The 17,993-nt window shown below is 44.9% G+C and carries 17 protein-coding genes and 1 other annotated feature; of the genes, 9 read left to right on the top strand and 8 right to left on the bottom strand.

Features of this window, described 5'->3' with window-relative positions; all coding sequences use genetic code 11:
* Positions 1-57 precede the first annotated feature (57 nt).
* From MKY66_RS18015 to MKY66_RS17995, 5 genes are all read right to left on the bottom strand, one after another.
* Positions 58-795, bottom strand: coding sequence for an HAD family hydrolase (locus MKY66_RS18015; protein ID WP_076210056.1), 738 nt, complete (start codon positions 793-795; stop codon positions 58-60).
* A 71-nt stretch (positions 796-866) separates the two neighbouring features.
* Positions 867-1,916 carry an alcohol dehydrogenase catalytic domain-containing protein gene (locus tag MKY66_RS18010; RefSeq protein WP_076210057.1) on the bottom strand — a complete coding sequence of 350 codons (1,050 nt, stop codon included), beginning with the start codon at positions 1,914-1,916 and terminating at the stop codon, positions 867-869.
* Positions 1,917-2,154: 238 nt separating this feature from the next.
* The gene (locus MKY66_RS18005; RefSeq protein WP_076210058.1) at positions 2,155-3,393 is read right to left on the bottom strand and encodes an aspartate aminotransferase family protein; all 1,239 of its coding nucleotides are present in this window, start codon (positions 3,391-3,393) and stop codon (positions 2,155-2,157) included.
* A gap of 92 nt (positions 3,394-3,485) precedes the next feature.
* A complete protein-coding gene (locus tag MKY66_RS18000) occupies positions 3,486-4,694 on the bottom strand; it encodes an MFS transporter (RefSeq protein WP_076210059.1) in 1,209 nt (402 codons plus the stop codon).
* A 341-nt stretch (positions 4,695-5,035) separates the two neighbouring features.
* On the bottom strand, positions 5,036-5,668 hold the full coding sequence (locus tag MKY66_RS17995; RefSeq protein ID WP_076210060.1) for a hypothetical protein: 633 nt from the start codon (positions 5,666-5,668) through the stop codon (positions 5,036-5,038).
* Between the two features lie 204 nt (positions 5,669-5,872).
* Between MKY66_RS17995 and MKY66_RS17990 the strand changes: the two genes are divergently transcribed.
* Positions 5,873-6,574: a pseudouridine synthase gene (locus MKY66_RS17990; RefSeq protein ID WP_076210061.1), complete on the top strand. Its 702-nt coding sequence runs from the start codon at positions 5,873-5,875 to the stop codon at positions 6,572-6,574.
* 72 nt (positions 6,575-6,646) lie between these two features.
* Here the strand turns inward: MKY66_RS17990 and MKY66_RS17985 are convergent, their stop codons facing one another.
* The 3 genes from MKY66_RS17985 to MKY66_RS17975 form a co-directional block, all read right to left on the bottom strand.
* Positions 6,647-7,585, bottom strand: coding sequence for a DMT family transporter (locus MKY66_RS17985; RefSeq protein ID WP_076210062.1), 939 nt, complete (start codon positions 7,583-7,585; stop codon positions 6,647-6,649).
* On the bottom strand, positions 7,582-8,433 hold the full coding sequence (locus tag MKY66_RS17980) for an AraC family transcriptional regulator (RefSeq protein WP_076210063.1): 852 nt from the start codon (positions 8,431-8,433) through the stop codon (positions 7,582-7,584). Before MKY66_RS17980 ends, MKY66_RS17985 begins: the two co-directional genes overlap by 4 nt.
* A gap of 226 nt (positions 8,434-8,659) precedes the next feature.
* Positions 8,660-9,775: an NADH:flavin oxidoreductase gene (locus MKY66_RS17975; RefSeq protein WP_076210064.1), complete on the bottom strand. Its 1,116-nt coding sequence runs from the start codon at positions 9,773-9,775 to the stop codon at positions 8,660-8,662.
* Positions 9,776-9,998: 223 nt separating this feature from the next.
* Between MKY66_RS17975 and MKY66_RS17970 the strand changes: the two genes are divergently transcribed.
* The 8 genes from MKY66_RS17970 (at position 9,999) to tyrS (ending at position 17,881) form a co-directional block, all read left to right on the top strand.
* Positions 9,999-10,580, top strand: a complete 582-nt coding sequence (locus MKY66_RS17970; RefSeq protein ID WP_076210065.1) for a TetR/AcrR family transcriptional regulator — start codon at positions 9,999-10,001, stop codon at positions 10,578-10,580.
* A 38-nt stretch (positions 10,581-10,618) separates the two neighbouring features.
* Positions 10,619-10,918 (top strand): Dabb family protein, encoded by a 300-nt coding sequence (locus tag MKY66_RS17965; RefSeq protein ID WP_076210066.1) that lies wholly within the window; start codon positions 10,619-10,621, stop codon positions 10,916-10,918.
* 46 nt (positions 10,919-10,964) lie between these two features.
* Positions 10,965-11,744: an NRDE family protein gene (locus MKY66_RS17960; RefSeq protein ID WP_076210067.1), complete on the top strand. Its 780-nt coding sequence runs from the start codon at positions 10,965-10,967 to the stop codon at positions 11,742-11,744.
* Positions 11,745-12,067: 323 nt separating this feature from the next.
* Complete coding sequence (locus MKY66_RS17955; protein WP_076210068.1) at positions 12,068-13,384, top strand: nucleobase:cation symporter-2 family protein; 1,317 nt, start codon at positions 12,068-12,070, stop codon at positions 13,382-13,384.
* 312 nt (positions 13,385-13,696) lie between these two features.
* Positions 13,697-15,166, top strand: coding sequence for a YdiU family protein (locus MKY66_RS17950; protein ID WP_076210069.1), 1,470 nt, complete (start codon positions 13,697-13,699; stop codon positions 15,164-15,166).
* Between the two features lie 95 nt (positions 15,167-15,261).
* On the top strand, positions 15,262-15,714 hold the full coding sequence (locus MKY66_RS17945; RefSeq protein ID WP_076210070.1) for an Imm63 family immunity protein: 453 nt from the start codon (positions 15,262-15,264) through the stop codon (positions 15,712-15,714).
* Positions 15,715-15,724: 10 nt separating this feature from the next.
* Positions 15,725-15,976, top strand: a complete 252-nt coding sequence (locus tag MKY66_RS17940) for a DUF4375 domain-containing protein (protein WP_256704187.1) — start codon at positions 15,725-15,727, stop codon at positions 15,974-15,976.
* Positions 15,977-16,271: 295 nt separating this feature from the next.
* Positions 16,272-16,499: a binding site (T-box leader), on the top strand.
* A 119-nt stretch (positions 16,500-16,618) separates the two neighbouring features.
* On the top strand, positions 16,619-17,881 hold the full coding sequence (tyrS, locus tag MKY66_RS17935) for a tyrosine--tRNA ligase (protein WP_036613950.1): 1,263 nt from the start codon (positions 16,619-16,621) through the stop codon (positions 17,879-17,881).
* Positions 17,882-17,993: the final 112 nt, after the last annotated feature.

The raw sequence follows: 17,993 nt of genomic DNA, 5'->3' as shown, positions 1-17,993 counted from the left end.
GGGTTGTTTTATTTTAAATACTCATTCCGAAATTACGATCTTTTTATTACGATCTTCTCAGCGAAACTTTGACAAACTTGGCAATCTGCCTTCAAAGGGCAGTGTATTCTTCAAGGTCCATAACTCATCGTAACTGGAAATCTGAAGATCGGCTTTGGACAAGTCCTGATTGCCTGATCCCGGATTACGGTATCCGATGCAGCGCATGCCTGCACTTTTGGCAGCCTGAACACCATTGCGCGAGTCCTCGATCACCAGACAATTCGAAGGGGACGCACCGATCATCTCAGCAGTGGTCAGGAAAATATCCGGTGCTGGCTTGCCACTCGCGACTTCCTCTCCGGTCATCCGTACCTCAAAGTATCGCCCAAGTCCGGTTTTGTCCATGATCAGATCGATCAGTGCACGTGGAGAGGAAGAAGCAACTGCTATGGGTATATGTTGCTCATGCAGCCAACTTAACCAGCGTTCCACGGAAGGCATCGCCGTCAGATTCGGATGGGCAAGCATCGTTTGCATCACATTATGCTGATGATAAGCAAATATTTCTTCCAGCGTAGCTGTCAGCTGATGTTTGTCCAGTACTTGCTGCCACATGGATTCCAGCGTAACTCCAACATAGGTATGATGTTCTTCATCAGTCACTCTTGCTCCAAAATGGGCAAAAGAGCTGCGCTCAATCTCGAAATAAATCGGTTCGCTGTCAATCAGTACACCATCCATGTCAAAAATGACCGCTTGAATGATGTCATCATTGGGTGCTCCCAGTCCGTTAGATTCTTTGTTTGCTGCCATGTTGTATTCCTCCTCCAGAATTGTGTATACATATATCTCTAATGTAGTCCATTCATGGTTAACGTTCCACTTTAGAAACTGGAACCGCTGGATTGCAGCACAACTTTAATGGCATGTGAAGAGGATTGAAGTGTGCGTCCTTGAATATCGCAGCCAAGTGTGCGGAATGCCTCTTCGTAATCCTCCAACGGGAAAGAGTGGGTGATGATTTTTTTTGCCGGAATAATCCCTTGTTCAATCATATAATGTGCGGTAGCAAATGTCCCCAGAGAATCGATGGAACCAATAATTTTCAGACTGCGGTCAACCACTTCCTTGGGATTGAATGATGTGTCTCCATCTCTCAGACCAACCAGCATCAAATAACCGCCACTGGCGAGCTGGGAAAGTACTTGTGTACCAACTACGCCCGTTGTATCAACAATCATATCGACCTGTTGGTTTTCGGGTGACAGTGACTCTATTGCATTTTCGAAGGATGAATGAACCTCCCAACGGTCTGGTGCAATGGAACCGGCAATGGCTAAGCGTTCTTCGGAGATGTCGACCAGACAGCCGGTAACCCCTTTAGAGGCGAGCGCGTAGCTGTACAGAATGCCAATCGGGCCTGCACCTAGGATGATTGTTCTGAAATTCGGCAGTAGATGAATCTGATTAATCCCCGTCAGCATACAGCTGAGCGGTTCCGTCAAAGTTGCTTCTTCATAGCTCACATGGTCCTTCAATTTGTACAAAAAACGATCCTCGGTCACATAATAATCTGTAAATGTTCCGTCAGCACTCACACCTGTCTCGGTAACAGACTTGTGTGTGCAATGATTTTGTCTGCCTGTTCTGCACATGTCACATTGTCCGCAATAGTAGGTAGGGTCGATCACAACACGGTCGCCCGCTTGTAATGTCGTTACCGCAGAGCCAACATCAATGACTTCCCCGGCAGACTCATGACCGAGAATGACAGAAGGAACCGCATGATATTTGCCGCTGACAATACCGAGATCGGTACCACATACGCCGGTTGCTCGAATACGAACCAATACCTGATTATCTCTTGTAATTTCCGGAAAAGGCCGTTCCTCAAGCGCCACATCCCAAGCCGATTTGTATACCAATGCAAGCATGATATAACCTCCTTATAATTATATAAAATATAAATATAGCGATTCATCTTAAAACAGTTTCAGACAAGATACGAAAGTAGTGAAGGGGACGAAATCGATTCTGGAGAAGCGAAGCGTTCGCCTTTATCAATGGATTTTTCCCTTGGCAAAGGGAAATCAAGAAAATCCGTGGATAACAGCGATCATAAGAACGATTCGTAACCGAAACGACCACTTCGAACAGTTGCATTGAAATGTTTTAATTAACGCTGGCAAGCACTGAATCCAGCCGCTCTACAATCTCTACCAGTTCGTCTTCGGTTGTGGTAAGGGAAGGCCGGACCTTAACAACGTTGCCGAAACCATATCTTGAACTTCTCAAGATCAGATGTTCATCTGTAAAAGCGCGGTCAACAATGGCATTGGTTTTGAGCGTATCCGGTTCATTACCGTCACCTATAATCTCGAGCCCCCACATTAACCCGACACCACGAGCTTCACCGATACTTGGGTATTTCATAGCCAATTCATGCAGCAATTCACCCAAAATTTCACCTTTGCGTTTCACTGCATCCAGGAAGCCGGGTTCGGATACCACTTCCAATGTGGATTTGGCAGCGGTTACGGAGATCAGATTGCTTCCTGAGGTGAAGGAGTGTTCGTGCTTTTCGAGCACGTTCAGCCGGGATTGCATTAATACCGCAGCAACAGGTACGCCGATCCCGCCAAGACCTTTCGCAAGGGTAATCATGTCAGGCTGGATATCAAACAGTTCGCTGGCAAACATGGTTCCGGTACGACCGATTCCTGTCTGCACTTCGTCGGCAATAAGAATAATATTGTACTCATCACACAGTTTACGCAGACGTTTGAAATATCCGGCAGGAGGAATGATATTGCCGCCATTCCCGAGAATGGGCTCGATGATCATGCAGGCGACTGAGCCGGAACTTGCATATTCTATCGCATCAGATATAGCTTCAACGCATTGATAGGCGCAGTCTCCATTTGAGGATTTGAATGGGCAACGATAACAGTATGGGGCAGGTACATGGACCGCGTTAGCCACAGCCGAATTGGGGAAGCGTTTCCGCCGGAAGGCATTCCCTGAAATCCCGGTGGCAAATTGGGTCTGCCCATGATGGGATAGATACAGGCTGATGATGTCTGTCGATTCGGTATACTTCTGTGCAATTTTGGTTGCACATTCGTTGGCAGTTGAACCCGTGATATCCCGCATCCATCCGGCATTAATGTCGTTTGGAGCATATTCGATTAAGTGATCAAGTACTTCATTTACGTACGGTTCAGTGAAGGAGGAAGACATATGCGTCAGATTGCCGACTTGTTCCTGAATTTTGCTGACTACATGTGGGTGATTATAGCCCAGTGACAGATTGAATGTTCCCGACACGCCGTCCAGGTATTCAATACCTGAATCGTCAATCAACTTAATCCCTTTTCCGGCTATGAAGCGGTTGTTGGTTAAAGTTTGCATACGATTTCCTCCAATTGTAATGGTGTACTAGCTCGAACGAAGCTCAAAAAATCCCGGATGATGCGGGCATCACCTCCCTTAAGAAACGATGTTTACATTTCCTTGCTATGTTGTGCGAGAGCAGCACGTACTGCATTATTTTTTACAGTCCATAGATGAGAGACCATCAAAGTAACAAGCAAGATCAGACAGAATCCGGCCAAAATCCAGATCGTATTCACGACAGGCCCTGTACTCATACTCCATCCAGTCACATACTGCAAGATGGCACCTCCAATCCCCCCCGATGCGATCAGGATACTGGTTGTCCGCTCGGTCATGCCGGGAATCAGAACATTTGCATAGACCAGTGCGATACAGAACAGCCCTGACATGAACAGACCGGTTCCGAAGATGAGCACATACGTTGCCCACTGTCCAGTTACAAATACCATAGCGACCGTAAACAAAAGCGTGCCAACCGTACTCCAGATCAGGAAAGGCATATAGTTGACGGCTTCCGCTATTTTCCCGGAGAAAAGACGACCGATGATCATCGCAATCCACAGGATGGAGACACTCAGCGATGCAACAGATTCCTGAAGGTGCAGTCGTTCTACGAGAATGGAGGGCAGGAAGTTCATCAATCCCAGTTCCAATCCCATGTAGATGAAAAAGAAGATGACGAAGATTGTCAGCAGACCCAGATGTTTTCTCGAATATTGGGCTTTACCTGCTGCATGTGCCACTGTATTCTCGCCAGCCTGTTCCAGATACAGTGCGGCTGGCCGGGGCATTGTGATCCACAGCAGCATGAGAATCAGTGACAACACGGCGACCGTATAAAAAGTAAGATGCCACAGCTCCATCCAGATGAATAAAGCAGCAACAGCCGGGATGAGAAGTGCTCCAAGAGCAAAGAAGACATCCAGCTTGGACATGGCGACCGCCTTCTGATTCTCAGTGAATTCGATCGTGAAAGCACCTACAGAGGGTTCGATGATACCTGAACCGAAACCTACGATAATCGTTAGAAGAAGAACTACAGACCAGGATGGCAGAAAACCGAGTAATATATAGGCGGCTACAATACAGATCAGTGCAAGGGTCAACATCGCTTTTCTTCCGATACGGGCTGTCAGGGCAGGAGCTGCGATTACACCGACAAGAAATCCAAGAAACTGCAGAAATAACAAAAATCCGCCATCACTGTAACCGCGCTCATAATGTGACAATAAAACAGGAAGAAGTGCACCGAGCACAACGCTGGTTATGCCGATTAACAGATAAAAACCGCAGCTTAGAGCGAATATTCTTTTCAAAAGCCCGCCTCCTAGTTGGATAAAAATTTTATATTATGTAATTAATGTTTATTTCATATATAACTTATACCATAAATGCACAAATGTACATGCTTTTTGTTGTAAAATAATGTTAAATTTTGATGAAGAGAAATATTTCTCGTGCTAAGTTTCATCTAAAACGATTTCGTGTCGAAAGGATAAATATGATCCAATTCATATGACCGTTTAACAGGGTTTGGCATCTGTATTGATCGAGAATAGTAAAACGTGCATATATAAAAACAGTTCCCTGTCTGAGTAGACGGGAAACGTTCTGATAGCCTTTTTATATGATGATACCTGACCTCAACGTATTAACATTAAGCAGTCTGTACAAAGAAAATTCCATCGAATGGTGCGTGAGCAGATGCGGGACCCTTTCGCAAAAATAAATAACCATTTGCATCGGGAAGACCCAATATATCCCGATAAGGCTCAGGAAAATCTCCGGAATATATTTGACACACCAGTTGATGTTCCTCTAGCAAATGGTCAATTCCTTTCACACCGTTTGGTAAAGTGGGAGAGAAAAATGAAAATGCAGGGAACGCCTCATCGTCTAACTCCGTTTCAATCAAACGTACGCCGCTTAACGGAATGGGTGGAACGGGACATACGGAAGTAAGTGGATGCGAAGATACCGAGACATAAGTGCTTCCGGCAAGAATATTCTCGTTCCATTCCAGCTCATCTCCCGTATAGATTACCTGATCCAGAAAATATTCGGAGACGGAGTAGGTCGAGAAGACCGAGATATATTTATCTTGTGGTAAAGATGGGATATGGACCTGCTGTGAAAGTGTATTACAATTGATGGAGAACAGATGCAATAAAGGCTGACCATCAGGGTTGAGTGGCCAGTCGGAAACGTATGCAGTTTCTCCACCAATCCACATGCCAGAGTCTTGGTTGGGATCATCGGGGTCAACTGTAAATCGAGTAACTTTGTACATGAGAAACTCCTTCCAGAGTGTATTTGGGCTTTCCTATGTAACGGTGTATATGTTTTTATATAACCATTCATTGCTTCGTTTCAGTATAAATGAGATGATGTGGAATGAAAATCAGTACAAGGTACTAACTCATTGCACGATGCGAATGAACGTACCAGCACTCTAAGAACCAGTGGCAATACTATAGATGAGAAGTGGTGACATATGCTAATTAACAAATACATAAGTGAAACGGGATTCTGCTCCCGCAGGGAAACGAACCGTTTAATTGCAGCTGGGCGCATAACGATCAATGGCAGGGTATGTGAAAAAGGGGCGGAAATTGAAACTCACGATGTGGTACTCATTGATGGGAAGCAGATCCCTCGTAATGACAGCGAACCTGTCTACATTGCTTTGAACAAACCCATCGGTATTGTCTGCACAGCAGCAGAACATGTGAAGGGGAACATCATTCAATATATGAATTATCCTTCTCGCATATTTGCGATAGGCAGGCTGGATAAGGCATCTGAGGGGTTGATTTTGCTTACGAATGACGGAGGCATTGTGAACAAGATGATGCGTTCGGAGCATAATCATGATAAAGAATATGTAGTGACTGTAGACAAACCCATAACTGACGAATTCGTAAAGTCCATGTCGGATGGCGTTGAAATTCTGGACGTGGTGACCAAGCCCTGCGAAGTGTATAAGCAAAGTGACAATGTATTTCGTATTATTCTGACACAGGGTCTCAATCTGCAGATCCGGAGAATGTGCAAAGCCTTGGGGTACCGAGTCCTCAAGCTGGAGCGCGTGCGAATTATGAATATTACGCTGGATCAACTGGAGCGGGGGCAATGGCGTCATCTGCAGCAAGAGGAACTGGATATTCTGCTGTCTCAATTAAATGAGATAAAATGAGTTTTGCTGCATGTCAACGCAACGGTGTTCAGTCACAATGAACGTTTATATCAGTGAAAAATGAAGCAAACACTAACCCCTATGCGGATTAGTGTTTTTGTTGTTAAGTTTGTGTCCTTTTCGTTCTGAAATGTAAGAGCCAAATAGGGTTAAGAACGCACCGATTACAATCACCCAGGTTATCTGCTCTTGAAGAATCAGTGCAGATGACACAACAGTAATGACCGGCACAAGATAGATATATATACTCGTTTGGATAGCTCCGAGAAGATTCACGGCCCGGTTCCAGGTCACGAAACACAATGCGGAGGCACCAAGACCGAGGTATAGAAAATTGGAAAGATTGGTCACACTCGTGAAGCGTCCAAGTTCCAAGTGGAATTCAAACAGGAAAAGAGCTGGCAGCATGAAGATCAGGCCATAGAAGAATACCTTGCGGGTCGCACCAATGGTGTGATAACGAAGCTGGCCAATTTTCCGCATTAACACAGAGTAGATCGCCCATACCGCAGGTGCTATGAAAGCAAGCAGATCACCTATCGGATTCAGTTGCAGAATGAAACTGCCTTTCAGTGCGATGAGTAGGATGCCGCTCAAGGCAATCCCGAATCCGATCATGAAGCGGCGAGTTAACTTCTCACCATCTAAGAAGAAGTGTGCGAGCACGGCAGTGAAGAACGGGGCAATGGAGACAATAACACCCACGTTGGAAGCTGTTGTGTACACCAGAGCAATATTTTCAATAAGAAAATATAACGTCACCCCACATAGTCCTGCTCCGATAAATAACCATTCTTCTCTGAATGAGGCGATCCGTAGTGAGCGTGGATAGATCAATAACAGTACCAAATACCCGATCAGGAAACGGAAAAATAGAATCTCCACAGGAGTGAAATCAGTCAACAGAACCTTCGTCGAGACAAATGTAGTTCCCCAGATCAGTATAGTAAACAAAGCGAGTAAATGTCCGGTAGAGGCTTTAGTGTTTTGATGACCAAGATGACTTGTCATACGATGTTAGTGGTGGTACGTTTCAACTCCGAATCATGATTGAAGATACGTCTATATTGCTTGGGTGTCAGGCCAATCAGTTTTTTGAAAAAATTTGTGAAATGGCTCTGGTCACTGAATCCTGTCTGTGCAGCTACTTCAATCGGAAGCAGACCTTGTTCCAGCAGACGTTTGGCTTGATTAATGCGAATCGTCTCTAGATAACGGTAAGGTGATATCCCTTTCTGGCGGGTGAATAAACGCAGCAGGTGGTATTTGCTCATCTCCGTCAAATCGGTTAAATCGTTCAGCGAGATGCTCTCCATGTAATGAGCTTCTATGTAATCACATATGCGTCGGATCTCTGTGGTCACATCCTGTGTGGAAACAGTTGGTTCAGCATCCGAATAATCTCGCAGCAATTGATCCAGTAGTAAGAGTAACAATTCTTCTTTGCAGAAATCCGATTGCTCTTCCAGAATCATCTGATGCAGCTCGTGCAGGGAACCCACAAGTTCACTTTGGTAGAGAACGGGGGATGTAAACCGTGGCAAGTAAGCTTGTCCAGTAATCTCTCTCGCATACTCTCGCATAACCTCAGGCTGGACATTGATACAGCGATAATCGAGGGTTCTTCCATCCACCTGTTCGCAGGCATGAGGATCATGTGGATTAAAAACAATCATGTCTCCGCTATTCAGAATGTATTCTTCGTTGTTGCAGACGAGGTGTCGCTTGCCTTGTTCAATGAATCCAATGACGTAATAGTCATGAAAATGATTGGGAAACTTCTGCATAATGCCTTCAAATTGATAAGCTTCTAGCTGTAAATCGGTATCAAATACGACAGTCCGGACTTCCCGTGTCATGATGCACCTTCTTTCTGGTAAGTTAAGATCATTATAGGTTGCAAAGAAGGAATTTTCTTGAACGATATTGCTATTGCTCGAAGTGTTTGAACGGACAGATATCTCTAAAAACAAAATACCCGCAATCCCGGAGGGAAAGCGAGCCCTTTGCTTAGTATAGTTGATTCATGAGTTCAAACCTATATATATGAGACAAAAAAATGTCTGGAACAATAAGGTATTGTTCTTAGTGTAACGTAGCGAGTGCTTCAGGTGTAAAAGGATGAATTTCAGATGCGCGGCTTTCCTGTATTTTAACTGCCCATGCCGGATCACCAAGGAGTGCACGTCCCACAGCTACCAGATCAAATTCCTCTCGCTCATATCGCTTCATGAGTTCGCCTATACCTGGATGGTTTGCTTTATCTGCTCCTGTTTCAGGCTCATCTGGCATACCCACTGAACCGACTGTAATTGTGGTTTGACCACTTAGCTTTCGCACCCAACCTGCAAATCCAAGCTCAGATCCTTCAAACTCGGGTTCCCAGAAGCGTCGTGTCGAGCAGTGGAAGATATCTACACCTGCGTCAACTAACAAACGAAGGAATTGTTCCAATTGTTCGGGGGTGTCGAACAGTCTGGCTTGATAATCATTCATCTTCCATTGGGAAATTCGCATCGCAATAGGAAAATCAGGACCTACCGCAGCACGAACTGCCATTACAAGTTCAACTGCGAATTGCGTTCGTTTCTGAAGGTCACCGCCATAGCGGTCCGTTCTCCTATTCGTTGTTTTCCAGAAAAACTGATCGATCAGAAAACCGTGTGCACCATGAAGTTCAATTCCGTCAAAACCAATGCTTTGCGCATTGGCTGCTGCATCTGCATAAGCTTGAATCACAGTTGCGATCTCCACCTCAGTCATTGGCTCACTTACTTGAGTACCTTCCATATCAACTCCCGATGGACTAAGAGATTCAGCTTCTGTGTGAGGTTGAGATCCAGAAGGGCGGGTAATGCCCATGTGCAGAATTTGCGGGAAAATCTTGCCGCCAGCTTCATGGACTTGTTTGACTACTTCAGCCCAGCCGTGAAGAGCTGCTTCTCCATACATATGAGGGAGCCTAGGCTCACTTGATGCAGACGGATGATCAATAGTGGCACCCTCTGTAATAATGAGTCCAACACCATGCTCGGCACGTCGGCGATAATATGCAGCTACATCGGGACCTGGCACACCATCCGGGGAGAAGGCACGAGCCATGGGGGACATGACGATGCGCGAGGAAAGGGTTAATTTTTGAACAGTGTATGGTTGAAACAGAAACTCCGTAGAAATAACGTTATGTTGTTGATTACTCAAACTAAGCACCTCCATTATGTTGCACCTTCAAGCGGGTACGAGTGCAATCTTAACAAGGTCTATAGGCATGCTCAACCAACAATCGGAGCATTTTGTTGCTTAAGCGAAAGACACTGATTATTGTATGGTGTCTGTGCACTTACTTTCACTTGTTGAACAAATAACACTTATCTATAATGAAGGAATCTAACCAAATATTTTGTGAACAAAGGAGGATTGGGACATGTCTGGTGTATTGTCTCCAAACTCGAATGATCCGCGTGTAATCCGCACGCGTCAATTAATTCTTGATGCGTTTTTAAACCAATTGAATCTTAAAAATTTCAACAGAATTACGATTCAAAACATTACGGAACAAGCCACAATTAACAGGGCTACATTCTACGCCCATTTTCAGGATAAATATGCATTGCTTGAAGCCTTGTTATCGGATGCTTTTATGGAGTATGTAACGAAAAGGGTAGACCCGGATGCCCGGTTATCAGCCGAAACCATACAGCAGCTTATATTTTCATTATGTGATTATCACGTCTCAAGTAATGGTTGCATCAAAAAATATGAGTCAGTTGCACCAATTATTGAAGAAAACATCAAGACACAGCTGGAGCAATTCCTTCTTGAATTAATGAGCAAAGTAGCGGGGGATGTAGATCCCAAAACGCTTAAAATTACGGCAACCATGCTAAGTTGGTCGATCTATGGAATGACGTATCGATGGAATATTGAAGGCGGGCAGGAATCCCCGGCTGAATTAGCCAACAGAGTGGTCCCTTATATGATGGGTGGATTGGAATTGTTGAATTAACTTTATTTTATTCGAATGGACATGGGAGGAATAACAAGATGTTTGAACATTTGGTTGTTTTTAAATTTAACGATAAAACCACACTAGCCACACAGCAGGAATGGGTGGATCAATTGCTCGCGTTACAGGAACAAATACCGGGGATTGTCGGGCTGACCGCAGGGATCAATGCAACGGAAGAAACGGACCGTATCCAAGGTTACACGATTGGCTTGCGAGTGACGTTTGAAGATCAGGAGGCATTGCGCGCCTATGGTCCACATCCTGCTCATCAGACATTTGTAGCTTCCCTCGATGGTTGGGTGGAAGATGTAATTGTGGTTGATTATGCGATATAAAGACGCGAAATCAGAGGTTTAACGAATATAGGAGTTGAAGATTCCCATGTGTTTAATTTTATTTGCTTACAACATGCATCCAAAGTATTCGCTTATTTTGGGATCAAATAGGGATGAATTCTATCACAGACCTACGGCTCAAGCACATTATTGGGAAGACCATCCTCATATACTGGCTGGCCGGGATTTGTCGAAAATGGGAACCTGGATGGGCGTAACCAAAGGTGGGCGTCTGGCTGCTGTCACAAATTATCGTGATCCGAATGAAGAGGTACATGCCAAAGGCTCAAGAGGAGATCTGGTTGCTGATTTTTTAAAGGGAACGTCCATACCTGAGCAATATATACAACACGCGGAGAGAAGTCGCAATGATTATCCTGGCTACAATTTGTTAGTGGGTGATCCTGACGACCTCTATTATTATTCTAATGTGGGTAATGTTGTGATGAAGTTGAAACCGGGAATATACGGGATTAGTAATCACTTGATTAATACAGATTGGCCCAAGGTGAAACGTGGGAAAGAAGGGCTGGAGAAAATCATCCAAGGGGAGGTCAAAGCTACCCTGACAGAACAAATATTAGGTTTGCTGCAAATGGCAGAACCTTCAGTGGATGAACTTCTGCCTCATACAGGTGTTCCATTGGAATGGGAACGTTTGCTTTCTCCCATCTTTGTTAAAAGTGAGAAATTCGACTATGGGACCAGAGCTTCATCCGTTGTTCTGATGAACAGAGAAGAAGTGTCTTTTACGGAGAGGGTTCACCAGAACGGAGAGGTAATGGAGCAACGTTTTAACATCAAACCTCTTAACTCTACAAGCTGAGAATATGAAAGAATTCATGTTCTGACATTATGCATTAACATGAATTTACATGAATCACTGAAGTTAAATCCAAAGTTGATGTTTCTTTTCTTCTGAGTGTAAAGAGTATTTTCGTTTCTTTATGTCAACTAATATAACGCGACATAAACCGTTTGAGAGTACCTTTTGTATAACACGCCCAATTTAAGTTGGGCTCTTTATCTCTTATCACAATTCTATGTTATGAATCATGGAACTTCCCTGAATAGTTTATATAATGTGAATCAACATAACATGATTTTGCAGCGGTTCTGTTGATTCTAATTTCAGGGGGGCAACTTGGGATGAAAGAAACCAAAAAGATGAGAGTTTTTTCACTGGGGATTCAGCACGTACTCGCGATGTATGCGGGAGCAATTCTGGTGCCTTTGCTTGTGGGCAGAGCACTAAATCTGACTGCAGAGCAGTTGGCGTATCTGGTATCCATTGACCTATTAACGTGTGGGATTGCAACATGGCTTCAGGCTCGGAAAGGGAAGTATTTGGGTATTGGTTTGCCAGCGGTGCTCGGAAGTTCTTTTGTAGCGGTGACACCCATGATTGCGATTGGATCGCAATACGGAATTCCTGCCATATATGGGTCGATCATCGCAGCCGGGTTATTTATCGTCATCTTTGCCGTGTTTTTCAGCAAAATCGTCAAATTATTTCCACCAGTTGTAATCGGTACAGTAGTAACCATCATCGGTCTTGCGTTAATCCCAACCGGCATTAAAAACATGGCGGGTGGAGCAAACAGCGAGAATTTTGGAAGTTTGGACAATTTGGCGCTTTCATTTGGTGTATTACTGTTCATTCTAATCCTGAATCGATATGCTCGCGGGTTTGTTAAATCCCTGGCTGTTCTCCTTGGTATTATCGTGGGGACCCTCATCGCAGCCTTTATGGGAAAAGTGAGTTTTGCCTCTGTACAGGAAGCCTCTTGGTTCCATTTACCTCAACCCTTTTACTTTGGATGGCCTACCTTCGAAATCGGTCCAATCATTACAATGATTATTGTAGGTACGGTGGTTATCATCGAATCAACAGGTGTATTTATGGCTTTGAGCAAAATCTGTGATCAACCGATCAACGAAAAAGATCTGGCACGGGGATATCGCGCAGAAGGTCTTGCGTTTGTCCTTGGCGGCATCTTTAATGCTTTTCCATACAATACATTTGCACAGAATGTTGGTTTGGTTCAGCTCTCCAAAGTAAAAACGACCAATGTTGTTGTTGCAGCTGGAGGTATTCTGGTCTTTCTGGGACTCATTCCGAAGGTAGCTGCTTTTGCAACCATTATTCCGAGTGCTGTCCTCGGAGGAGCGACTGTTGTCCTGTTTGGAATGGTCGTCTCATCCGGGATCAAAATGCTGCAAAACGTCGACTTTGGCAAACAATCCAATCTATTGATCGTGGCTTGCTCCGTTTCACTTGGGCTCGGTGTTACGGCTGTACCCGACCTGTTTGCCCAGCTTCCTCAAAGTATTCGGATTATTGTGAGCGATGGTATTATCACGGGAAGCCTGTCAGCCATCCTGCTTAATGTCTTCTTTAACCTTGCTTTGAAAAAAGAGAGCTTGCCAGTACAGCCTGTACAGGCTCAAGAAGTACACACGTAATCCTTGTAATAACAGACGTTTCATCCGGTAGTTGTGGAATAGATCCAAGATGGTTTTCTGGGGAGTGGGATGAAAGACAATGATTCTACTTAGCCAAGAAACTTCTTGGATTTTTTGGTGCTTACGATTCATGAGGAATGCAAAAGGCATGCAAATATGCTAAAGTTTCATCAAGAACATTTTAGCTGTTCGTTTAAGTCAACAACCTCTTGAATTGAATTTCCATGCGACTACATAAATGAGCATTGGTTCACAAGGCTACAATATAACCAAGGGATATCCCTGGGGTACAGAAAAGGAGTTGTGATCACCATGCAACAAGAAACGTTGAACAAAGGGTGGAACTTGGAGAATAGTTACGCGCAATTACCGCAACCCTTTTTTACAAGTCAGGGCGCGGTGCCTGTTGAATCACCAAAGCTGATCATTTTCAATAGACTGCTTGCATCCAGCCTGGGACTGGATGTGGCGTCTCTTGACAGTGATGAAGGAGCGCAAATTTTTGCAGGTAATTCGATTCCGGAAGGAGCCGAGCCTTTGGCTCAGGCCTATGCAGGACATCAATTTGGCAATTTTAACATGCTTGGAGATGGACGTGCTTTGCTGCTGGGTGAACAGATTACGCCACAGGGCGAGCGAGTGGATATCCAGCTCAAAGGATCAGGGAGAACACCCTACTCCCGTGGGGGAGATGGACGTGCTGCTGTAGGGCCCATGTTGCGTGAGTATATTATTAGTGAAGCGATGTATGCACTGGGTATTCCAACGACACGCAGTCTGGCGGTGGTATCAACAGGAGAAAACATTATCCGCGAAACAGAGCGGCCGGGTGCCATTTTAACCCGGGTAGCTTCCAGTCATATCCGGGTAGCAACCTTCCAGTATGCAGCCAGATGGGGATCTATCGACGATCTTCGGGCGTTGGCTGATTATACGTTGCATCGACATTTTCCTGATGTTGCCCAAGCTGAGAATCGCTATCTTTTGCTCCTTCAGGAAGTAATTAAACGGCAGGCGGCACTCGTTGCCGAGTGGCAGCGTGTTGGTTTCATTCATGGCGTGATGAACACGGATAACATGGCAATCAGTGGTGAGACCATCGATTATGGTCCGTGTGCCTTTATGGATGCTTACAATCCTTCAACCGTATTCAGCTCCATTGACAGGCAAGGTCGCTATGCTTATGGTAATCAACCGTATATTGCGGGGTGGAATTTGGCTCGTTTTGCCGAGACGCTTCTGCCGTTGTTGCATGAAGATGAAGAACAGGCCGTGCAACTCGCTCAGGATGCTATCGCACAATTTTCTGAATTGTACCATCATCATTGGCTCAAGGGAATGCGTGCCAAACTGGGCTTGTCCGATGAAGAGGCCGAAGATGAAGCGCTGATCAAGGAGCTTCTTGAACTCATGGAGAAGCATAGTGCAGATTACACCAATACGTTCCTGGCATTGACCTTTGACAGGTTGGAAGGGACAGCTTTGTTTGGTACGGCAGAATTTGCTGAATGGAATGAGCGGTGGAAAGCAAGATTGGACAGACAGGGAGGGGCGAGGGAAGTCTCTCAGGAGTTGATGAGAACAAGCAATCCAGCCGTCATTCCCCGAAATCATCGGGTCGAGGAAGCCCTTGAGCAAGCGGAGAACCACGGAGATCTTAGCGTGATGGAGAAGCTTTTGGCAGTTCTTTCAGATCCGTTTGCACACTCACCTGAACAGGCTGAATATGCCGAACTGCCTGCACAATGCAATACTTCGTATCAGACTTTTTGTGGAACCTGATTGAACTGTAGGAATAAATATGAAGAGGCTGCCTTGGGCAGCTTTTTCATTTTTCATTCTGTCATCGACGTTACTTTACAGAGGCAGGTGCATTCATGTCCAACATGTTAAGCAAAGAACAATTGGCAGAAATCCTTATACAGCTTTTAGAACGTATATCTTTCCCTAGGGAACAGATGCAGAACTATGTTAACCGCTTGTTTGAGAGCTTTAAATGGGATGGGGTGCCCTATGTAGAGGCTGGAGAAGATGTGTATATCGTACGAATATACGAACGTGGTCTCGTTTCATTGGAGAAACGGGTGAAACAGCCGGATGAAGTCATCTATTGGTTGCTGGAAGATATTATTTTCACCGCGACGCATGTAGGATTGTTGGAACGACATGGCGTGGATAATAAACAAACGCATTTGAACTATACAAATGAAGTGATGAAGGACTTGAACAGGGGCGTTCTGGAAGCCTTCCAGCAGATCGGTGATCCATATTTACATTGGCATCAGGCGGGTAAACGTCAGGAGTTGGAGAGCATGCATAAAGAAAAGTGAGGTGTGTTACATGAGCGAGCAAGATATCAATGATGTATGGTATGACTATGCTGTGTTATTTGTCGAAAAAAAGAATGAATCTGAACAGGGATGGGTTTCGTTGACTTCGAACGAGCAGGACATTGCTGCTTTATGGCTGCTAGAGGCGGATATCTTTAATGGCGGTTTTATACAGTTTTTCTGTAACTGGGGGGAGATGTATACCGATACGCGTTGCGGGCAGTACATATCATTGATGCGACTCAAGTCGTGGAGATTATAACGTCAGCATACGGCTGCATTGAGCACTTGAAAGAGGATGGAAGGCTTACCGAACTTTAGGATATACCTAAATTCCTGACAAAGGAACAAGAGCAGCATTTAGATGCGCTGGATCAGCAGTTTTGGAACAATGAGGATCAGATCGCGGAGAAAGCTTATGGTTATTATCACGGAAAATTGAACACGATAATCATATAATCTGGTTTCAACTATGCATCCGTTGTTCTGTTCGAAGATTAATACTTGGTCTTGCAATGACTGAAACGTTCGGCTATACTTGCTATAAATTGAATACATGAATCACGTTGATAGAGCGCAGTAGCGGCTTTGTCCCTGTTACAGAAAGTCAGGGGTTGATGGAACCTGATACATACAAGGGCTGCGAATTACACTCTGGAGTACTTGGGTAATGCCAAGCGGATGGGCAAACGATATATTGCCAAAAGTGGTATGGATAACGTGTTAAGCTCACGTGTTGTCCATGCAATTTGGGTGGTACCACGGTTATGATAATCGTCCCTGTGTCTAATGAAGACAAGGAGGCGATTTTTTTGTGTCCAAAAAAGCCGTTCCAGGGTGTTATTTCGCAATTTAACGTAGATCATGACAGAATCTTGAGGATAGAAAAGGGGTTATACACATGATGAATATTATTGATGAACTACAGTGGCGTGACGCCATTAACCAGCAGACAGATGCAGAGGGACTGCGTGAATTGACTGAAACCAAATCAATCTCACTGTACTGCGGCGTTGACCCTACGGGGGATAGCATGCATATCGGACATCTCATTCCATTCATGATGCTGAAACGTTTTCAACTGGCAGGACACCGTCCGGTTATTTTGATTGGTGGAGCTACAGGTACGATTGGTGATCCAAGTGGTCGGCAGGCAGAACGTTCTTTGCAAACGATGGAGCAAGTGCAGGAGAATGTGGATGCACTGACAGCGCAGATGAAGAAGTTGTTCGTAACAGACGGTGATAATCAGGTTCGCATGGTGAACAACTACGATTGGACACACAAAATCAATGTCATTGAATTCTTGCGTGACTACGGCAAAAACTTTAACCTCAATACAATGTTGGCTAAGGATGTAGTTGCGAGCAGACTGGAAGGCGGAATCTCGTTCACCGAGTTTTCCTACCAGATCCTTCAATCCCTCGACTACCTGCACCTGTTCCAGAACGAAGATGTACAGCTTCAAATCGGCGGTTCGGATCAATGGGGGAATATCACGAGTGGTCTTGATCTGATTCGTAAAAAAGAAGGATCTGAAGCGAAGGCGTACGGTCTGACCATTCCGCTCATGCTCAAATCCGACGGTACGAAATTTGGTAAAACAGCTGGCGGGGCAATCTGGCTTGATCCGAACAAAACGACACCATTTGAATTCTACCAGTTCTGGGCGAATACAGATGACCGTGATGTGATCAAATACTTGAAATACTTTACCTTCCTGAGCAAAGAAGAAATTGAAGCTTTGGCTGAAAAGGTAGAGACAGAGCCGCACAGACGTGAAGCACAGAAAGCACTCGCGGAAGAAATGACAAAATTCGTTCACGGCGAAGAAATGCTCGAACAGGCTAAGCGTATTACAGCGGCACTGTTCAGTGGTGATATCCGTTCCCTGACAGCAGATGAAATCGAGCAGGGCTTCAAGGAAATGCCAACATTCGAAACGGACGGCGAAGCGAAAAATATCGTGGACTGGCTCGTAGATCTGGGTCTGGAGCCATCCAAACGCCAGGCGCGTGAGGATGTCACCAAAGGGGCGATTTCCATGAATGGTGAGAAAATTACAGAGCTTGAATTCACGGTGTCGGCAGAGCATGCCATTGGTGGTAAATTCATCATTATCCGTAAAGGTAAGAAGAACTACAGCCTGGTTAAACTTCAATCGTAGTTTCCAAGAATCAGAACGTAACACAGAGACGTAAAGAGACTACAGTAGACACACAAATAAAGCCACAAATACAGAAACAAAAAGACCGTCTTCCATCTCTGTCAGGTGACAG

The organism is Paenibacillus sp. FSL R5-0766 (assembly GCF_037971845.1).
Lineage (GTDB): Bacteria > Bacillota > Bacilli > Paenibacillales > Paenibacillaceae > Paenibacillus.
Note: the sequence above shows the minus strand (reverse complement) of the source record. Positions and strands in the feature narration are given on the sequence as shown.